General features: G+C 64.3%; 16 protein-coding genes. 5 read left to right on the top strand and 11 right to left on the bottom strand.

Annotated elements, in window-relative coordinates; translation table 11 throughout:
• The first annotated feature begins 98 nt into the window (after positions 1-98).
• On the top strand, positions 99-1,010 hold the full coding sequence (locus J2W46_RS27790; RefSeq protein ID WP_310358028.1) for an NAD-dependent epimerase/dehydratase family protein: 912 nt from the start codon (positions 99-101) through the stop codon (positions 1,008-1,010).
• A gap of 129 nt (positions 1,011-1,139) precedes the next feature.
• Entirely contained in the window at positions 1,140-1,322 is a 183-nt protein-coding gene (locus J2W46_RS27785) for a hypothetical protein (protein WP_027777354.1), read from the top strand.
• 34 nt (positions 1,323-1,356) lie between these two features.
• Here the strand turns inward: J2W46_RS27785 and J2W46_RS27780 are convergent, their stop codons facing one another.
• The 3 genes from J2W46_RS27780 to J2W46_RS27770 all read right to left on the bottom strand — a co-directional run bounded on the left by J2W46_RS27780 (position 1,357) and on the right by J2W46_RS27770 (position 4,281).
• Positions 1,357-2,130 (bottom strand): DUF899 domain-containing protein, encoded by a 774-nt coding sequence (locus tag J2W46_RS27780; protein WP_310358026.1) that lies wholly within the window; start codon positions 2,128-2,130, stop codon positions 1,357-1,359.
• A gap of 91 nt (positions 2,131-2,221) precedes the next feature.
• Positions 2,222-2,647, bottom strand: coding sequence for an ArsR/SmtB family transcription factor (locus tag J2W46_RS27775; protein ID WP_310358023.1), 426 nt, complete (start codon positions 2,645-2,647; stop codon positions 2,222-2,224).
• 251 nt (positions 2,648-2,898) lie between these two features.
• Entirely contained in the window at positions 2,899-4,281 is a 1,383-nt protein-coding gene (locus J2W46_RS27770) for an NCS2 family permease (protein WP_027804926.1), read from the bottom strand.
• Positions 4,282-4,747: 466 nt separating this feature from the next.
• Here J2W46_RS27770 and J2W46_RS27765 point away from each other — a divergent pair, with 466 nt between their 5' ends.
• Positions 4,748-5,731 carry a PRC-barrel domain-containing protein gene (locus J2W46_RS27765; protein ID WP_087753151.1) on the top strand — a complete coding sequence of 328 codons (984 nt, stop codon included), beginning with the start codon at positions 4,748-4,750 and terminating at the stop codon, positions 5,729-5,731.
• The gene (locus J2W46_RS27760) at positions 5,728-6,984 is read left to right on the top strand and encodes an MFS transporter (RefSeq protein WP_020069893.1); all 1,257 of its coding nucleotides are present in this window, start codon (positions 5,728-5,730) and stop codon (positions 6,982-6,984) included. The genes J2W46_RS27765 and J2W46_RS27760 overlap by 4 nt, the downstream gene beginning before the upstream one ends.
• 110 nt (positions 6,985-7,094) lie before the next feature.
• On the opposite strand, the gene J2W46_RS27755 is transcribed toward J2W46_RS27760, so the two are convergent.
• Positions 7,095-7,988 carry a LysR family transcriptional regulator ArgP gene (locus tag J2W46_RS27755; RefSeq protein ID WP_310358020.1) on the bottom strand — a complete coding sequence of 298 codons (894 nt, stop codon included), beginning with the start codon at positions 7,986-7,988 and terminating at the stop codon, positions 7,095-7,097.
• A gap of 97 nt (positions 7,989-8,085) precedes the next feature.
• Between J2W46_RS27755 and J2W46_RS27750 the strand changes: the two genes are divergently transcribed.
• Positions 8,086-8,706 carry a LysE/ArgO family amino acid transporter gene (locus J2W46_RS27750; RefSeq protein ID WP_088175111.1) on the top strand — a complete coding sequence of 207 codons (621 nt, stop codon included), beginning with the start codon at positions 8,086-8,088 and terminating at the stop codon, positions 8,704-8,706.
• 60 nt (positions 8,707-8,766) lie between these two features.
• Here the strand turns inward: J2W46_RS27750 and J2W46_RS27745 are convergent, their stop codons facing one another.
• From J2W46_RS27745 to J2W46_RS27715, 7 genes are all read right to left on the bottom strand, one after another.
• Entirely contained in the window at positions 8,767-9,669 is a 903-nt protein-coding gene (locus J2W46_RS27745; RefSeq protein ID WP_310358015.1) for an endo alpha-1,4 polygalactosaminidase, read from the bottom strand.
• 14 nt (positions 9,670-9,683) lie between these two features.
• On the bottom strand, positions 9,684-11,057 hold the full coding sequence (pelG, locus tag J2W46_RS27740; protein ID WP_087753155.1) for an exopolysaccharide Pel transporter PelG: 1,374 nt from the start codon (positions 11,055-11,057) through the stop codon (positions 9,684-9,686).
• On the bottom strand, positions 11,057-12,694 hold the full coding sequence (gene pelF, locus J2W46_RS27735) for a GT4 family glycosyltransferase PelF (protein ID WP_310358010.1): 1,638 nt from the start codon (positions 12,692-12,694) through the stop codon (positions 11,057-11,059). The genes pelG and pelF overlap by 1 nt, the downstream gene beginning before the upstream one ends.
• A complete protein-coding gene (locus J2W46_RS27730; protein ID WP_310358007.1) occupies positions 12,691-13,740 on the bottom strand; it encodes a tetratricopeptide repeat protein in 1,050 nt (349 codons plus the stop codon). The genes pelF and J2W46_RS27730 overlap by 4 nt, the downstream gene beginning before the upstream one ends.
• On the bottom strand, positions 13,733-15,136 hold the full coding sequence (locus tag J2W46_RS27725) for a PelD GGDEF domain-containing protein (protein ID WP_310358005.1): 1,404 nt from the start codon (positions 15,134-15,136) through the stop codon (positions 13,733-13,735). The genes J2W46_RS27730 and J2W46_RS27725 overlap by 8 nt, the downstream gene beginning before the upstream one ends.
• 59 nt (positions 15,137-15,195) lie before the next feature.
• Positions 15,196-15,747, bottom strand: a complete 552-nt coding sequence (locus tag J2W46_RS27720; RefSeq protein WP_020069901.1) for a hypothetical protein — start codon at positions 15,745-15,747, stop codon at positions 15,196-15,198.
• A gap of 76 nt (positions 15,748-15,823) precedes the next feature.
• The gene (locus J2W46_RS27715; RefSeq protein ID WP_310358181.1) at positions 15,824-19,720 is read right to left on the bottom strand and encodes a tetratricopeptide repeat protein; all 3,897 of its coding nucleotides are present in this window, start codon (positions 19,718-19,720) and stop codon (positions 15,824-15,826) included.
• Positions 19,721-19,725: the final 5 nt, after the last annotated feature.

Raw genomic sequence — 19,725 nt, 5'->3', positions numbered from 1 at the left:
TCACAGTCAAGATTGATTTGAGACTAACACGCTTTTTGCGAGAATGAAGACGGCGGATACTGTTTGCCTGTCATCAGATTTCCACTCAGGAGAAGGTCTTGAAGATATTCATTACAGGCGCGGGCGGTTTTATCGGCGGTTCCATTGCGGCGCATCTCGTGCGCGCCGGTCATCAGGTGCGCGGTCTGATTCGCAAGCCCGAACATAGCGACGAACTGAAACGGCTCGGCATCGAGCCGGTTATCGGCACGCTCGACGACCGCGCGTTGCTGATTGCCGAGGCGCAAGCCGCCGACGCTGTCATCAACGCCGCCAGCAGCGATCACGAAGGCGCGGTGAGCGCGCTGATCGAAGGACTCTCGGGCTCCGGCAAACCGTTCTTGCACACGAGCGGTTCGAGCATCGTCGGCGACGCATCCGGCGGCGAAGCGGCCGAAGCGCGCATCTATCAAGAAGACGCTCTGCCGGAGCCGACCGCCGACAAGGCCGCGCGCGTCGCAATCGACCGCCGGGTCCTCGAAGCCGCGCAACAGAACATCCGCTCGGCGGTGCTGTGCAATACGCTGATCTATGGCCACGGTGCGGTAGCGGGCAGCGCAAGCGTGCAGTTGCCGCGCCTCGTGCGACAGGCTCAAAAGAGCGGCGTCGTGCGACACGTCGGCAGCGGCGGCAACACATGGTCGAACGTGCATATCGACGACGTCGCCGAGCTTTATCGTCTCGCACTGGAGAAAAGCCCGGCCGGCACGTTCTATTTCGTCGAAAGCGGCGAAGCGTCGTTCCGCGAAATGAGCGCAGCCATCGCGCGCGCGATGAAGCTCGGCGAGCCGCAAGACTGGCCGCTCGAAGAAGCGCAAAAGGAATGGGGCTACGAAATGGCTTCGTACGGGCTCGGCTCGAATAGCCGCGTACGCGGCGAGCGCGCACGCAAGCTGTTGGACTGGCAGCCCAAACGCACGTCGGTAATCGACTGGATCGAGCACGACATGATGTCCGGCCACGCGGCGTAGGTCCGCGGTTTTCGTCGTAATTTGTGTAAGCGCCGGCGTTGCGAATCCGTAAGCTCGGCTCGATAGAATCCTGCTCATCTGACCCGCGCGGCTCGATGCTCGAGCCGCACACGAGCCCGGATTTGATCGATGACCTTGGCGTTGAATTTCGACTGGCTGACCAACCTGCTGGCGATCCTGTTCGTCGTGGCGTGCCTTTACGATGCACGCTACGACGAATACGGCACGTTGACGCTGTCAGCAGCTTTAATGGGTCTCGCCGTAATGGCGATCGAACTGTTTCTCAAGCCGGGGTTCGACATGGCGCTGTAGGCACGCGGCGCTCCATTCCTCCTCTCGCAATTCACTAGCCACAAGCGGCACGACCGCCGCCGTGCGCCTCTTTCTCTTCATAGCGGTCGTGGTGCTTGACCCAATCGATAAGACTGCTCTTTTCATTGCGCCCTTTCGGCGTGACGTCCAGATGCGCGTATGTGTTGATGAACCGCTCGTCGCCGCGGCCATAGCAGGAATACGTGTGATAAACGTCGCCGTTCGCGTCTTTATAGAAGACGCTATGGCCGTGTAGCTCGTCGATGCCGACGTCCTGCTCGACGAAGTTATAGAAGGCTTTCTTGCTCGCCAGTTGTTCGGGCGTGAACGACACGTGATAGTCGAAATTGAAATCGCTTCCGTCGGACGACACCCACGGGAACGTCCAGCCCATGCGTTTTCTAAACGCTTCGATCCTGGCGAGCGGCGCATGCGAGATGGTCACGTACGAAACATCATGATGTTCCAGATGCGTGACGATCCCGGTCATGTGATCCGACAGGAACGAACAGCCAACACAACCCTCCTCCCAATCCGGGCCAAGCATGAAGTGATAAACGATCAACTGACTGCGCCCGTCGAAGAGATCGGCAAGTGTCTTGCGTCCCTGCGGCGTATCGAACACATACGTTTTATCCACCTTCACCCACGGTAGTTCGCGGCGCTTGCGGGCGAGTTCGTCACCGGCGCGCATGTGCGCTTTTTCTTCTACCAGCAGCGCCCTGCTCGCCTCCAGCCATTCCTGCCGCGAGCCGACCCGGTGCTGCGGGTCTTGCTGCGATTGCTTTGGTGTTTGCATCGGTTCCATCTGCGGCTCCTTCACAATGACGTACACGGCATGTAAATACGCGGCATGTGCAACTCATCGACGACTCGCGCACGGCAGACCGGTCTGCGCCTCACGAGCCGCGCCGTTTCCCTCGTGACGGCGAAGATCTGCGCGGCCCGGGTGTAGACAGTGCAGCGATACGGCGGGCTGGCTTTGACGCGCGCGGCGCTTCGTCTTCTTCGACGAAAGCGGCCAGACGATCGAGCGATTTCGCCCAGAAGCGCTCGTAGCGGCCGAGCCACGCCATGGCTTCTTCCATCGGTCCGGCGCAAAGCCGGCACGCAACCGTGCGGCCGTTCTTGCTACGTGTGATGAGGCCGGCCCCCGCGAGAACGTCGAGGTGCTTCATCACCGCCGGCAAGGACATGGCGAACGGCTCGGCAAGCTCACTTACCGACAGCTCGGTTTCGGACAAACGCGCGAGCAGCGCACGCCGCGTGGGGTCCGACAACGCCGCAAAGGTGCGGTCGAGCAACGCTTCATTAAACTTAACCATGCGGTTAAGTTTAGAAACTAACTCGCGAATGTCAAGAACAGGCACGCAGTTTCTCCGGAGCACGCAGAAAACCGGCGCCCGCACAGAGCAAAAAGAAACGCAGCACGTCGCAGATAGAACATTGCGACGTGCCGCGTCAGGGAGAACAACCGACTACGGTCCAGACCGCGGCACGCCGGGATACTCCGCCGTGCTCGCGTTACAGCAAATAATTCAGCGTGCCGCGGGTGCGCCGCGACGTCCCGAGCGAATCAGATCGCCCATCCGCCGAGATAGAACCCGACCAGCACGATCGCAATCGCCACCGTGCCCACGTTCAGCTTGCGGTATTCGCCGCTCACCACGCGGCCGATCACGAGCGTTGCGAAACCGAGCATGATGCCGGTCACGATATTCGCGGTCAGCACGATAAATACCGCGCACATGAGACCGGACATCGCGTCGACCATGTCGTCCATATGCAGCTTGCTGACGTTGGACAGCATCAGCAGCCCGACATACATCAGCGCGGGCGCTGTTGCGTACGACGGCACGAGGCTCGCGAGCGGCGAGAAGAACATCACACCGAGAAACAGCAGGCCGACCACTGCTGCCGCCATGCCGGTCTTCGCGCCGGCCGCCACGCCGACCGTCGATTCAATGTATGCCGCGGCTGGCGCGCCGCCGAGCAGGCCGGAGAAAATCGAGCTAACCGAGTCGGCCGTGAGCGCGCGGCCACCGTTGATGATGCGGCCGTTTTCATCGAGCTGGCCCGCCTGGCCCGCGACCGCGCGAATCGTCCCGGTGGCGTCGAACACGGCGGTCATCACGAGAGCGAGCACGCTGGGCAATACTGCCATCGACAGCGCGCCCTTGATGTCCATCGCACCGATCAGCGACTCGTGCCCCGGCGCACTCAACGACGGCACGGCGAATACGCCATGAAACGACACGGCCGGATCGACGAGCAGCGCAATGGCCGAAATGCCAATGATCACGATCAGGATCGAGCCGGGCACGCGGCGGCGCACGAGCCCGAAGATTGCGGCGAGCCCCGCGACCGACATCAGCGCAGGCAGTGCGGTGATATTGCCGAGCGAGACCGGCAAACCGGCGCCCGGATTCTTCACGACGAGCCCCACGTCGTTGGCGGCGATCAGCAACAGGAACAGCCCGATGCCGATGCCCGTGCCGTGCGCGATGCCCGTGGGCAGATTGCGCAGAATCCACGAACGCACGCCCGTCACCGAGATCGCGGTGAACACGACACCCATCAGAAATACCGCGCCGAGCGCGACTGTCGGATGCAAGCCCTTGCCGAGCACGAGGCCGAACGCCGTGAACGCGGTCAGCGAAATCGCGCAACCGATCGCGATCGGCAGGCGCGCCCACACACCCATCAGCAACGAGCCGAACGCGGTCGTGAGACACACGGCCACGAACACCGCGCTCGTGTCGAAGCCCGCTTTACCGAACATGCCCGGCACGACGAACACGGAATAGACCATCGCGAGGAAGGTCGTGATGCCCGCGACGATTTCCTGGCGCTGCGAACTGCCGCGCGAGGAGATTTCGAAGTAGCGGTCGAGAAAGCCCTTGGTGTCGAATGACTCGGCGCCGGCTTCGGAAAGCGGCTGGGCGTGGGGTTCCATCATGATGAGTGCCTCCTTTATCAGCATGCTGAAACGGCCGTCGAAGTGGCCGTCATCAGGTTCGTCTCTTTGCGTTGGTTTAATGTGCTTCGGGCGCTTCGTGTCCCGTTTCTGTCTCGAAATGTAGGCCAACCCAAATATATCGCCCATCGCATGAATGGCATGCCGGGCATGTCGCGACAGTTATATCGTCCAAGCGACGGCAAAGCGCATGTGCGATCCGCGCGTTAACACCTACGGCTCGTCACGCTATCTCGTCCACATATGAAAGCGTTTTGAGAGCTTGATGGACGCTGCGAGATGCCCGCTGCGCGTGACGGTCGTATGCGGCGCGGCATGAAGCGTGCTTGCGGCATACCCCTCACATGGCCCTCAAAAGCGGACCGCTCGACGTCGCGGGTTAAACTCTGGGCCGTACTGTTTAATCGCGGCGCTCTACAGCCGCACCCGGTCCATGGAGTTCTTCCTGATGAGTGGCGGCTTTTCGCTTCCTGCCTGGCGTCATACGATCCTCGCGGCGTTCGCGCTGCTGGCGCTTCTTGCACTGTCCGGCTGCAGCAGCCTGCTGTGGGGAACGCAGCAGGCGCCGATCGTCGAAGCCACGGTCATGCCGGTCGAAGCCGCAAGCGCGCCCGTGGCCGCTTCCGCGCCGGAGCCGGTCGAGACCGAAGCCGCCGAACCCGAGCAGCCGAAGAAGCCGAAGAAGCCGGTCGTCAAGCCGCACAAAGTCGAGCCGCCGCCGCCCGTCGTCGCTGCGCCGCCTCCACCGCCGCCGCCCCCGCCGCTGATCGTGCTGCGCACGATCGAGCGCAACGACGCGCATACGCTGCTCGACAGCGAGGTGCAGAAACCGGACGGCAAAGTGGTCGGGCGAGCAATCGACATGATTGCGGACGCGAGCGGCAAGCCGCGCGAAGTCGTGGTCAATCTGCAAGGTTTCCTCGGGGTCGGCGATCGGAAGGTCAATTTCGCGTGGAACGCATTCCGCTTTACGCCGACCGCGAAAGCCGCGCCGATCACGCTGAATCCGTCGGCGACTCCGGTGAATCCGGCGAAAGCGAATGCCGCGATGCAGTTGCCGGTGATCGACGCGACGGTCGAGCGCTCGAACGGCGCGAAAGTAGGCCGCGTGATCGACGTGCTGATCGACGCCAATGCGCAGCCGCAGGCAGTCGTGCTGGATGTCAACGGCATGGTCAGCACTGAGCGGCGCACGATCGCGGCGAACTGGTCGGCGCTGCGATTCGTCGCGAAAGACAAGGAACTGCATCCGCAAATCGATTTGAGCGATGCGCAGATCAACGCGACGCCGCCCTACGCGAACGACAAGCCGATCCGCGCGGTATCACCCGCGCCGCCCGCGCCGCCTGCCCAGCCGGCGCCCGCTGCCGCTGCCGCGCCCGCGTCCGGGCCGACCGCCACGGCCGCTTCCAACGCACGGGCGGTCCGATGACAGGCCGCACTCTGGTTACTGCGCGAAGTCTGCGCGCGCTCGATTGGCTGAACTTCTTCGTCGCCAATGTGCAGACGGGTTTTGGACCGTTCATCGCGTCCTATCTCGCGTCGCACAAGTGGACGCAGGGCGAGATCGGCATGGCGTTGTCGGTCGGCACGATCAGCGCAATGGTGAGTCAGGTGCCGGGCGGCGCCGCCGTCGACGCGTTGCGCAACAAGAAAGGCGCGGCCGCCTGGGCGATCTTCGCGATCATCCTGAGCGCGGTGTTGCTGGCAACCAGTCCGACTGTGCTGCCGGTGATCGCCGCCGAGGTCTTTCACGGCTTCGCCAGCTGCATGCTGACGCCGGCACTGGCCGCGATTTCGTTTGCGCTCGTCGGACGTGCGAATCTCGGCGACCGGCTCGGGCGCAATGCGCGCTGGGCGTCGATCGGCAGCGCGGTTGCGGCCGGCCTCATGGGCGTATTCGGCGAATACTATTCGCCGCGCGCGGTGTTCTGGCTGACTGCGGGGCTCGCCGTGCCCGCGCTGTTCGCGCTGGCGATGATCCAGCGCACCGACACGATCCAGTTGCCGAAAGCCGCGCCGACGCCGCAAGAAACCGAGCGCCGCGAAAGCCTGCGCGAGTTGCTGCGCGACCGGCGCATGCTGCTGTTCGCTGCATGCATTGTGTTGTTCCATCTGTCCAATGCCGCGATGCTCAATCTCGCCGCCGGCGAAGTGACCGCCGGCATGGGCGACAACGTGCAACTCGTGATCGCCGCGTGCATCATCGTGCCGCAGGCGATCGTCGCAATGATGTCCCCGTGGGTCGGCCGATCCGCCGAGCGTTGGGGACGCCGGCCTATCCTGCTGCTGGGCTTTTCGGCGTTGCCGATCCGCGCGCTGCTGTTCGCCGGAATCAGCAGCCCATACCTCCTCGTGCCCGTGCAGATGCTCGACGGTTTGAGCGCGGCCGTGTTCGGTGTGATGCTGCCGCTGATCGCCGCCGATGTGGCCGGCGGCAAGGGCCGCTACAACCTCTGCATCGGCCTGTTCGGGCTCGCTGCGGGTATCGGCGCGACGTTGAGTACGACCGCGGCCGGATTCATCGCCGATCATTTCGGCAATGCGGTCGCGTTTTTCGGACTCGCCGCCGCGGGTGCGCTGGCTGTCTTGCTGGTGTGGGCGGCGATGCCGGAGACGCGCGACGCGGCAGCGGCAGAAGACAGCGCGCCGGTGGCGGACGGCGGCGGGTCGGCGGTCAGGTAAGTCGCGATGGTTTTGCCTGCGGCGCTGTTGCACCGCAGGCAGAACCGCACTCCCGATTCAGTCGGCCCGTGCGCCGCGCGACGCATGCCGGGCCGTTGCGGCGACGCCGCTCAATCCAGAAACTCCGCCGCGCGCATGCGCAACACCGCGCTGAAGTCGTCCAGCCAGCCAATCGACAGGCGCCAGCTCTGCCAGTAGAGATCGACGTCGATATGCTTGCCTGGCGCCATGTCCACGAGTTCACCGCTCGCCAGATGCGACGCGATTATGCGCTCGGGACACATGCCCCAGCCGAGACCCGTCACGCACGCGCGCAGAAAGCCGGCGACATGCGGAATCCAGTGCAACGGCGGATCGACCTCCGCTCGCGTGATGCGGCGCATGAAGCGTTTTTGCAACTGGTCTTTCGGATTGAAGTCCACGCACGGCGTGCGCCGCAAACTGTCGCGCGTGACGCCGTCCGCGAAATGACGCGCGAGAAACGCCGGCGAGCAGACCGCGAGATAGCGCATGCGCCCAAGACGCGTCGAGCGGCACCCTTGCACCGGCTCCGCCTGAGTGGTCACCGCGCCCTGCACGCTGCCGTCGCGAATCCGCTGCGCGGTGTGATCCTGATCGTCGATCACGAGGTCGAGCAGCATTTGACGCTCGGCGCAAAACGGCGCAACTGCGTCGATGAACCAGGTGCCGACGCTGTCGTCGTTCACCGCCACGCGCAGCGTCGGCCATGCTTCGACCAGACCGCCCGGCAGCGCGGGCACGCGACCGGTCAATTCCGCTTCCAGCAGTTGCACGCGTTCGGTATGACGGCACAGCAACGCACCAGAAGTTGTCGCGACGCACGGCTGACCGCGCTTGACGAGCACACTGCCCACACGCTCCTCAAGCAGCTTCACCCGCTGCGATACCGCCGAGGGCGTGACGTTGAGTTCACTCGCTGCGCGGTCGAAAGAACCATGACGCACGACGGCTGCGAGCGCGTCGAGCAACGCATAGTCGAGCATTAGCGTTCCTTAATCAGCGTTAGCTAAATTAGCTTCTCTTATGAAGCACAGAACCGCAGACTAGCCATGTTCGCTTCTCCCGTCTACTGGATCCGCTATGAACTGGCTGTCTTTTTCTCACGGCGCTGCGTTATGTGCGTCGCTGATCGTGACCATCGGCGCGCAGAACGCCTTCGTACTGCGGCAAGGCATCATGCGCTCGCATGTGGGCAAGATCGTCGCGCTATGCGCGGTGTCGGACTGCATTCTGATTAGCGCGGGTGTCGGCGGCGCGTCGGTGCTGATCGAGCGTTATCCGGTGTTCGTGCATGTCATGCTGTACGTGGGCCTCGCCTATCTCGCGTGGTTCGGCATCAATGCATTGCGCCGCGCAGTGCGGCCCGGGCATGCGGTGATGGACGCCGACGCGAACCGAGGCGCACAGCCCGCGCAACGCGCGATGCCGATCGTGCTTATGACGCTCGCCTTCACGTGGCTCAACCCGCACGTTTATCTCGACACTTTTCTACTGGTGGGTACTGCTGGGGCACGCGAACCGGACGGCGCACGCGTCGCGTTCGCCGTTGGTGCGATGGCGGTGAGTTGCGTCTGGTTCATAGCGCTGGGCTACGGCGCACGAGCGCTTGCGCCGCTGTTTCGCCGGGCAAGCGCATGGCGTGTGCTGGATGGCGCGATCGGCAGCATGGTGTTGTTGCTGGCCGTCACGCAGTTGCGTTGAAACGGACTACGTTCGCCCGATCACTGCCTCACTGCCTCACTGTCTCACTGCCTCACTGCCTCACTGTCTCATTGCGCGAGCCGGCCCGACGCCGACCGTCTGCAGGCCGCCGTCCGTGACATATGGAACAAGGCCCGCAGCGCTGATCCTGTTGACGGTGTCGGCGGCGCAGACGCTGTCGGCCGGCGCGCAATAGTCGATTGCGAGGACCGGCAGCCGGTATTGCTCGCGAATCGTTTTCGCCTGCGCGAGCAGCCAGTCGCGGTCGGCCTGCGTGATCTCGGTGTAGCGCTTCCCCGCCTGGTCCCAGCCTCGGTACAGCGATTCGAATGCGACCGCATATACGAGCGAGTGAACCTGCGGCAATATTTCGAACCCGCGATTGAAAATCAGCCGTGCACGCGGATAGCGCGCCTTGATCGCGCGGACCACGGCAACGAGACCACGCTCCTGCCGCGCCCTCGCCGCGTCCGTTTTTGCGACGATCTGGTAAGAATCCAGAGTGTCGAGGAAAAAGCCGCGATAGCCTTTCTTCCACAGCGGAGCGATCACATGCTCCACGTAGAACGCAGGCCAGTCCGCCGCGTCCTGATCGATCACCTTCGCGCCCCACACCGTGTTGTCGCCCAGTTGCCAGGCCTTCGGAATGGCAGCGTAATACGGACGCTGTGGCTCCACCTCCCCCACGCTCACGTAAGCGAACCACGCGGTGTCCGGATTCTTGTGCTTCAGTGGCTCGAAGCCGCTGTCGGGTTCGACCACCGCGACGTCGAAGTTGCGCAACTGGCTGACCGGCGGCTGCGTGCCATAAAAGAGCGCAATCGAGGGCCCCGCTCCTGCGTCGGCCCACGCGCGTTCGTGTGCGATCGAAGACAGCAGGCCCACCAGCACCAGACGCGCCGCGCATACTACGCGCCGATAAAACGCACACATGTCGCGGCGCTGACGTTTTTCGATACTCATCCGCGAATCCCCGCCTAGTTGCGCAACATATAAGTCTCGTACTCGAGCGACGCGAATTTGCGGTCGAGCAGCGTCACGGCCGCCATCACGACGAGCAGCAGCGCGAGCGCGAAACCGTAGCCGTACAAGTCAGGCCCGAGCCAGAGCGTGATGCCCGTGAACAGTGCGTTCAGCACGACGAACGCCGCCGTGAGTTTAAGCACGGCACGGCGTGCGTCGAGATAAAAGAACACGTTGAGCAAGCCGAGCAGCAATACTTGCAGACTGGCCGAGATCACATCCACGATGAGCAGCGGCAAATACAGCGTTGAAATTCCCAATGCTTCCAGCACGAGGTGCCCGAACGCGAGGATCAACAGGAGCACGACCGTCTGGACCTTCACGATCTCGTACAGCCCTGCCCGCACGCTGCCGACCATCATGTCGCGCATGTCGTTGATGTGGCGCAGCGTGGCGCCGCTGCGCACTGCGTCGTAGAAGCGGTCGTAGTACTCGACGAAATCCGCTTCGATCCGCACGAGAAAGGTTGCCATGCCGGGCATCACGCACACGTATGCAATGAACACGGGAATATCGTAGATCACCGACGCATGCAGCGGTCCGATCACGCGCGCGCCGGTGTCCGGCGCGTACCAGAACATGAATTTGTCGATCCACACGCCAAGGTTGAACAGCAGTCCGACGAGCGCAAGACTCGGATACGCAAAGCGTTTTTGCAGCACCTCGAACGAGATGAAGCGCTCGCTGCGGTAGTTGCGATAGATCAGCCCGGACAGCCCGGCGAGCAGCACGACATGACCCGCCACGAAGCCGCCGAGCAGCCCCGGCAGTCCATGACGGTTGAGCATCAGCGCGAACGCCACGGTGCAGCCGTAGCCAAGCGCGAACACGTAGAGAATCTGCCGATACTGCTTGACGCTCGACAGGAAAATCACCGCGATCCAGATATTGCTGACGACCACGAATCCCGCCACCATCAGCAGCCGGTAGATCAGCGGCTCGCCGCGAAAGCCGAATGCGACCGCGATCACGCCGAGCACGCCCGAGGCTGCCGTTGAAATCAGCACGACGCCGTTATAGTTCGACAGTACCAGGTCGTCGCGCTTTTCGAACAGACGGTCGGAGATAAAGCGCGTGAACGACAGTTGCAGCGGCCCGGTCAGAATCAGGCTGCACGCGACGAGGTACGTCACCGACACCTGGAACTGCACGATCGCGTACTTCGGAATCACGAACGCGAGGCTCAGCACACCAATAATCAGAATCCCGAAGATCGACAGAATGAGCGGCCCGGAACTGATCAGCCCCGCGTACGCATAGGCGCGCGCGACGCCGAAGAGCGTCTGGTGCTTGAGTATCTTGCGGAGCTCGAAACCGATGCCGGCCATCAGCGCACCTCTCGCGGTTGGGTTTGCGCGTTGCCGTGATGCATCGGGCAGCCGCCGCGCGCAGCGGCCGCGTTGCCGCTCTCGCGACCGTCACGTGTGGGCGCGGCCGTCAGGCGTTCGTACAGCACGCGGTATTGATCGATCATCTGCTTCTTCGTGTAAAAACGCCGCACCCGCGCAAGGCCCGCCTGCTGCGCCGCGAGCCAACGCGGTTCGTCGCCGAGCAGATCGAGCACGGCCTGCGCGAACGCTGCCGGATTCGCGATAGGCACGACGCTGCCCGCCGAGCCCAGCGCGCGGTCTTCGTCACCGTAACCGTCGATCAGTTGACGGCACGAGCCGACGTCCGTCGTAATGGAAGGCACGCCCGCTGCGAAGCCTTCCAGCACGACGAGCGGCAACGCCTCGCTGATCGACGTCAGCGCGATGACGTCCACTTGCGGCAAGATTTCGTCGATGCGCTGGAAGCCGAGGAATTTCACGTTCTTCGCGAGCCCAAGACTTTGCACCAGCGCGCGGCACTCGAGCGCGTAGGCCGCATCTTCTTCCTCCGGTCCGACGATCCAGCCTTCAATATCCGGCATGGTTCGCGACGCGATAAAGAGCGCGCGAATAAAGGTCTTGATGTCCTTGATCGGCACCACGCGGCCAATCAGCGCGACTACGTTGCGCGGCCGTGCGACGCGTTGTTCGACGAGCGGCGCCAGTGCGTCGACATCCACGCCGTTCGGAATGTTGCGCGTGCGCGAAGCGAGTGCGCCGTCCGCGATCTGCCGTTGCCGATTGGTCTCGTACAGCGCGACGATGTCGTCGGCGGCGTCGTAGGCGAGCTTGCCGAGCGCTTCGAAAAAGCGCACCCACAGTTCGCGGAAGTAACTGATCTTCGAGATGTCGCGCTCGAATGCGCCGCGGTTGTCGCGTATCCACTGGCTTTGCAGCAGATCGATCTTGCGCTCTTTCGTATAGATGCCGTGTTCCGACACGAGCAGCGGCCGACCGCTCCGGTAATGCAGCAGCGCGCCGAGAAAACCCGCATAGCCCGTCGACACCGTGTGATACACCTTCGCCGGCGGCACTTGCTCCGCGACGCGCGCGAGCTGCCACAGCGGTCTGTGCATGATGCGCACGGTCCAGAAGTAGTCGGTAAACGACGGGTCCGTGCAATACCGATCGTACTGGTCGACGATGAAGTCCCACGCGGCGCGGCTCGACAGGAACTGCTCCTCGTTCAGCGGCCCATTGTCGCCGATCATTTGCACCATGTCGGCCATCAGCGCGCCGGGGTCCGACGCCGCGACGGAATTGCCGCGGTTGCGCCATGCGTCGTGCAACGCGGCCGAGCGCGCGAATGCCTGCGCGTCGCCGGGAATTTCACGCGACGCGTCTTTATCGGCATGGGCCGCTTCGTACAGATAGTGGGCTTCGAAATGGACGACGTTATCCGGCAGCGCATACGCCGCGCCTTCGTAGTCTTCTTCGCGGCTGCCGACGAACACGATCGAAAAGCGCAGCTCCGGATACGAGCGGATCATGCCGTTGACCCAGCTCGATACGCCGCCGCGCACATAGGGGAACGTGCCTTCGAGCAGCAGGCAGACATCGGCGTCCGTGGCGCGGCGCATCAGTGAGGGTTTCATGTTGACCAGTAACGCGCAACAGGTTTGAGCATCGGCAGCGTCGCGGCATTGCCGAGCGACGCCAACAGTTCGGATACGCGCACAAGATTCCCGCGCAGGAATTCGACTTCGGCAAGCCACGGCACCAGGCGTTCGCGTGGGAAGCCCAGCGCCTGGGCACGCGCCATGTAGTCGGCCGCTTCGTCCGCGGCGCCGTTCGCGAGAGCGAGGCGGCCGCGAATCATCCACAGCGCGGCGTCGCCGTCGTCGATCTCGAGCGCCGCGCGTGCGTGGCGATCGGCCTGTTCGAGCGTGTGCCGGTAGACCGCGCCTTGCACTAGGTTCTGATAGATCAGTTCGAAGTACAACTCCGCAAGCTGACGATTGATCGCGTGACGCTGATCGTCGGTGCTCGCCATCTCGAGGCTTTGCCCGGTCTGGAAAATGCGCTGCGTCACTTCGTTTTCCGCCTGGTCCAGCGTGCCGTAAGCAATCAGGCGCACGTCTTCAACCGGGTCCGCAAGCAGTTCGCGCAGCAGCGTGCCCGTGGTGCGCGTCGGCATGCTTTGGATCGCGACGAGCGCCGACAGGCGGTCCGACGCGTTCACCTGCGTATTGACGATGCGCGCCTGCAAGCGCGCGCCGCCGCCATGCGATACGCGCGACATCAGGTGCGTAACGAATTCGGGCGCCGGCACGTCGTCCAGTTCCTCGCCGCTGTGTGAACGCGGGCAGCAGGCGGCCCACGCACAACTCACGAGTACGACGAGGCCGCCGAACAGCGGCACGAATGCGCATCCGAGCCACAGCAACAGCAAGCTCCAGCCGCGCGGCTCGCGATAGTGCTGCGGTAACAGCGCGCGAAACAGGAGCGCCTGCAATACACCGCCGATCAGATTGATCGCGACGACGGGCAGCAGCGGGTCGAACGCCACCTGCCCGTTCGCGACGCGCCAGACCAACGCACATTGCACCAGCACGACGAGCACGATGCCGGCGAAAGCGGCGAAAGCGCGAAGTACGCGCGACGCGCGGCCTGTGGAGTGAGGGCGAACGGTTTCAGACATCGACGCCACTGCGCACGAGAAGACGCTTCAACGCCGGACCCGGCTCGCCGCCGAGATGCAGCGTATGCACGCCGATGCGCGCGCCTTCGAGATCGAGATTGAACTGCGCGCGCAGGCTGGCTTCGATCCGCGCGAGATAACCGTCCACGCCGGTCGCATCGGTCGCCGGCATCAGATTGATCAGCACCGACTGCCCCGCGGCCTTGACCGGCCACATCAGATCGAGAGCACGGCGGCGACGCATCACGTGTTCGAAGAACGAGTCGCCCTCGTCGTCGTGCGGGAACACCAGCGCGACGAGCGACGACGTAATGCCCGCCGCGCGTTCGAGGCGCGTGAGGCGGCTCACGTCGAGCGCAAATTCGTATGGGCAGTCGGGCAATGCATCGAGAATCGTGCGTACCTGCTGCGAGTGTTCGACGCCGTCGGCGTAATAGCCGAGCAGCACCAGCAGCAATTGCAGGTTGTCGAAGTTCAGCGACAGGAACGGCATGCGCTTGATCGCCAGCACGGCGATGAGCCGCCCGTCCGCCGAGATCATTGGCGCACACACGAGCAGGCCCGTGTTCGTGACAGGATGCTCGCCGCTCTTCAGATGCGCGACGGCCTGGGTTTCGAGCGCCCGGGCGACGAGTTCGTCGCGCGGGTCGAGCTCGAACGCATCGCCGATCCGGGCGAGCGTTTCACGCCCGAGCTTGCCGCCGTGCACGGGGTACAGCGCGGCCACTTCGATCTGACATGCCTGCGCGACGAATTCGAGCAGCGCGTGCGCGCCCGGCAGATCGTACGACGGCACGTCCTTCGCACTATCGAGCCCATGTGCGACCGACAGGCGGCGCAGTTCGGTAATCGAATCGCGCAACGTGGTCGGCTTCGACAACAGATCTTTTTCGAGCCGCTCGTGCGACAGGCGCATCAGGTAATGGCTGTTCGTAATCGCGACGAGCCGGTCGTTCAGGTAGTCGTTCAACGCGTTCGCCCGTTGCGCCCGGTTGCCCCACGTATCGCCGAAGTGACCGGCAACGATGGTCTGCAACAGACCGCCGGTGAAGAACAGCGTCGGCCATGCGTCGGGACTGCCGCGCATCAGCACCTGCCACGCGCCGATCAGCATCGCGCAGGCGAGCAGGCCGAGCAGCGTGCCGTAGCGCAGCGCGACGATCAGCGGCGCGAACCATAGCCACGGAAAACCAGTATGCAGCAGGAACGGGTCGTTGCGGTCGAGCGCCCAGCTCAACGCGCCGGCCGCCGCAACGAACACGATCGTCTCGACAATTGAAAACGGCCGAGCCACCGCGGGCGCAACGATGCGCCGCAACGCGCTCAGGTTGCCGAGCGGATTCGAATGGCGCGGCTTCGCCGCACTAGCGGCGGATTGCGCGGTGACGGTATTCACAGCCGACTCCTCATGACATCTCGAGATACGAATGACAGCGTGCCTGCGCGGCGCGTGGATCAACCGCGCGAGCGCAGCGGCGACAACAGACTGCCGATCAACGACGAAGCAACGCTTGCAAGACTGGAGCGCGTCCAGCCGCTCTTCGAACCCGTGGCGCTCCAGACCACCTGACCCGATGCGACGTCGATCAGTTCGAAGGTGACGCCCGCTACCGGCTCGCCGTCCACGCCCACCTTGTAGCGCCACTCTTCCACCGCGCCGGTCAGCACGTATTTCACATGCTGTTCACGCGCCCAGGCGAGTTTCTTCTCGCCGAGATCGCGCTGCGCGGTGTCGAACATCGCGTTCGCCGATGCATCGGCGGGAGCGATCCGCACATCCGTCAGGCCGTTCGCGCGCAGCGTGTTGGCCGCGATCGCAGCCGCGCTGCTGCCCGCCGCCGGCGTTTCGGTGAAGTTCGCCATCGACACGACCGCAACCGAGTCCTTGGCGCCGAGCGCCGGCGAGCCCGTTTGGCGGATGGAACCGCACGCGCCGAGCACGAGTGCCGTCGCCGTCACCGCCACGGACCATTTGATGAGGCCGGACCATCTTTTCATGTTGTTCATCGAACCACTCCTCAGTAACGTCGTTATTCGTCGCAGGCGCGATACGCCCACGGTGTCAGTCGGACAGAATCGGTAATCAGTAGTACCAGCTGTAGCGCGCGCCCAGCACCGTGACGGGCGTGCCGATCTTCGACACGCGCTGGTGTTGCAGGAACACCGCGGCATGATCGCCGCCGAACACGGTGCCCGCGATACCCACGCTCATTTGCGGCCCCCAGCCCTGTATCGAATCGTGCAGCAGGCCGACGTCGAAGAAAGGCCGCCAGCGGTGCGTGTACTGCTCGAGCAGATCGTTGCCCGCGCCGAAGAAGAAGCCGTATTGCGTATAGGTGTCGGGCATGAAGTCGCGCGGCGTGGCCGGTTGCAGCGCGACCGGCAACAGACGCGAGATCAGGCCGTCGGCCTGCCCGCTCGCCCCATAGCCGCCGTGCGTGATCAGCGCGCGCAGCGTGTAATCCGGGTACTGCGTGCGAATCCGGTAACTCACCTCGCCCGTCGACAGCACGCCGCTGCCCATATAGGTGCGCGCCTGGCTGTAGAAACGGTCCGCCTCCACGCTGCCCGTGAGCGTGATGTGCTGCGTCATGCGATACGTGAAATCGCCGATCAGGTTGTCTTTCATGCCGCCGACCAGCAGCGTCTGGGTTTCGTCCGCGACCTGATTACGGCCGGCGCGGAGTCCGAGTGTCAGGGCCGAGTTGCGGCCCACCTCTCCCGCCAGATCGAGCGTGTAGAACGAGGCGGACGCAACGCGCCTGCCGCCCGTGATCGTGAACGACGTGTCGCGCGTGCGCCGCTCGCCGTAGATGTTGAGCCAACGATCCACCGAGGGCACGTTGACAAGTTGGGTGATGTCGGTCGAATGCTGAAAATGCTGGACCGCAGTCACGCCAACGAGATAACGCTCGGCGATCTTGCGGCTGCCGGCGAGCGTTGCCTCGACGTAATCGAGCGGATGCTCGACGTAGTTGGTGACATTCGCGTCGATCGATTGCGGCCAGTCGAGCGTCGTCTCCGTGACCCGTGTGTGCAGTTCGGTGTCTTCCGGCGCGCCGCCAAGGGCGTCGAACGCAAGCTGTTGCGCGCGATCAGGATGATCGACGGCGATGGTCGCGTCGATGCGGTCGTAGACCGGCAAGCGCGAGCGCTCCAGATCGAGCAGACGCTCCATCTCGCCGACGTTGTTCTCGGCGAGCGCGATGGTGAGCCGCGCGTCGGCGGGACGCGACAGGCGTTCGGCATACTGCTGCGCGAGCCAGCGCTTCGCAAGCGGATTGCTTTCGTGCGACAGCGCCCATGCAACCGCGACGTCCTTCGCAACCGCGCCGCGCACCTGCGCGTTTTGCGGCAGATCGGCGCCTTGCATCGGCGCACCGCCGGGCAAACCCTTCGCGTTGCCGATCAAGGTGCGGCGCAGTTGCGCGATGTCGGCCGGCGTTGCGTGCGTGGACATGAGGTCGTCGAGCAATGCGGCGGAGACGTCACCCGTTGCAAACTCCGTCGATAACGTCACACGGCGGCCGCGCAGATCGGCAGCCGTCTCGGCGTCCTGCGCGGCGCGGCCACGCATCGACGCGCGCTGCGCGCCGTGGAGTTTCGCGAGCTTCGCCTGTTCGTCCTGCAGTTGCAGCCACACCTTCTTGCGGATGGTCCAGGCCAGCCCCGCGTGCCCCGACTGTTCCTGTGCGTCGGCATAGGTGAGGAGCCAAAGCGGATCGCGCGACATCATGCCTGCCTGCCGGCGCAGATAGTCGAGCGCGGCGACGGGCCGGTTCAGCCGCATTTCAGCGGCGGCGAACGGGCCCCACAACGCCGAGCTTTGAGCGGCATTGGCGCGCCAGCGCTTGAGCGCGGCGCGCAGATCCGCGTCGCTGCCGTAGTCGACGAGGGTCCACAGATACGCGGCGCTCACGTCGGAGCCTGCGCCGGGCAGGTCCACTGCCCGCTTCAGATCGGCAAGTGCGTTTTGCGGCTCACCCATCAGGCGATAGTATTCGGCGCGTACGCCGAGCAATGCGGGCGATGCGTCGGCGGTCCTCCGCTCGTCCGGCGTGAGATTCGCGAGCAGCGTCGCGATCCGGTCCAAGGCCTGCGCGTCGAGGTAGTAGTAGATCGCGTCGCGCAACGCACGCGCCGTGTGTTCGCGATGAAAGCGCAACTCGGCAATGCGGCCTGCGTCGATCGGATACGGATCGTAGAAATCCGTCATTTCGCCGAGATCTTCCCGCGTCGCCATGCCGTTCGCGAGCAGGTGGCGATACGCCTCGTTGGCGTCGCCGTCGCGTTGCTGCAGTCGCGCGAGTTCGGCGTAGTTGCGCCAGAAAACTTCGTCGCCGTCTTTTGCGCCTGCTCGCGCGGCGGACAACGCGGCGAGCGAGGCGCGATAGTCGCCCTTGCGGTACAGCACACTCGCCGTGCGCAGCGCGGCCGTTGCGTCGTTCGGATGACGGGCCTGCACCGCGCGGTAGGTAGCGAGCGCCTCTTCGTCGTGCCCTGCCCGCTCGGCAAGCGCGCCTATGCGTTGATCGATCGCATCGCCATTCGCGCCGCGCGGCAGCGAACGCAGGAACGCCAGACCGTCGTCGGGCCGGCCAAGACGTTCATAGGTGGCGGTGACGCTGTCGACGAGTTTCATGTCGCCGGGCTTCGCGCGCGCCTGGTGAACCAGCGCAACGAGATATGCTTCGTCGTCGTTGAGCATTGGTGCGATACGCAGCACGTTTTGCCAGCCAACGGGATCGTTCGACACCTGCGCATATTCGAGCCACGACTTCAGCGCGAGCGAAGGTTCGCGATTCCATTCCGCCACTTCAGCGAGTCGCTTGACCCACACTGCGGAGCGCGGGTCGCGCTGCACCTGTTGCGCGGCGATTTTCTGCGCGTTGGGCAGGTCGCCGGATTCGACGAACGCCTGGAACACGGTGTTTGCGATGCCGGGGTCCGGGTTAGTCTGGGATGCAGCGGTGGCTGCGCTTGCCGGTGTTGCTCGGCTTGCCGGGGTCGCTGCAGTCGCAATGCGAACGACGTGAACCGTGCGCGGAGGTTGCGCCTCGCCGTGCATCGCCTCGCGCAGACTCGCGAGCACGAAGCCGCCGGGCCGCGCGACAGGTCCGTCCATATACGCGTATTGCGCGCGGGGCGAAGGCAGCCCTTGCGGCGGCATCTCACGCAATTCGTTCGACGTATAGCGCGCCAGCATCTTCGCGTAGCGATCGACCGCTTGCGGCCGGTTCGCGGCACGCGCCAGATTCAGCAGCACGACGAGCGTCGCGGGATCGTCGGCGAGCGCGCTGCCATGTGCGTCCGCCGCGGCAAGCGCGTCATCGAGCAGATTGCCCGACTGCAACGCGCGCAGGCCCGCCACGAAACAACGGCGCTGTTCGTCGCGCGTGCGAGCCGCAGCCTGCTGACGGAACCAGGCATCCGCGGCCGCGCGATAGTCGCCCACTTGCAGCGCGTAGCGCGTGATCTGCGTGTCCCACTTGTTGCGGCCATCGGGATCGTTAGCCGAGAGCCGCGCATAAAGTTGCACCGCGAGATCGGGCAGGCCGACGGCAGCCGCGCGTTGTGCGAGCCATTCGAGGTCCTTCGGCGCCCACTGCAGCTTTGCCGCTTCCTGCAAATGCACGCGCAGATCGCTCAGTTCGCGGGCGCGGCGCGGATCGTCTTCGGGAATCGCAAACGTGCGCTGCTCCGCCACCGAAAGACGCAGCATCGTCGCGGTGCGATGCATGTCGTCGGTGCCGAGCGCATCCATGCGTGCGGCGATCCGCTCGGTGTCGGCGGTGCGGCCCAGATACGAATACTGCGCGCCGAGCAACGAGAGAAACTCCTCATTATCCGGCCGCACCTTCGACCATGCTTCCAGATACGCGACGCTCAGCTCGCTGGGCGCCCCGACCGACGCCACGCGCTGGCGCAAGCCGCCGCGAGGCGACACGCCGTATATCGTCAGCAGTACGACGCCCGCCATCAGAC

The organism is Paraburkholderia strydomiana, from assembly GCF_031456815.1.
GTDB classification, from domain to species: domain Bacteria; phylum Pseudomonadota; class Gammaproteobacteria; order Burkholderiales; family Burkholderiaceae; genus Paraburkholderia; species Paraburkholderia caledonica.
This window is presented reverse-complemented; position numbering and strand designations above follow the sequence as displayed.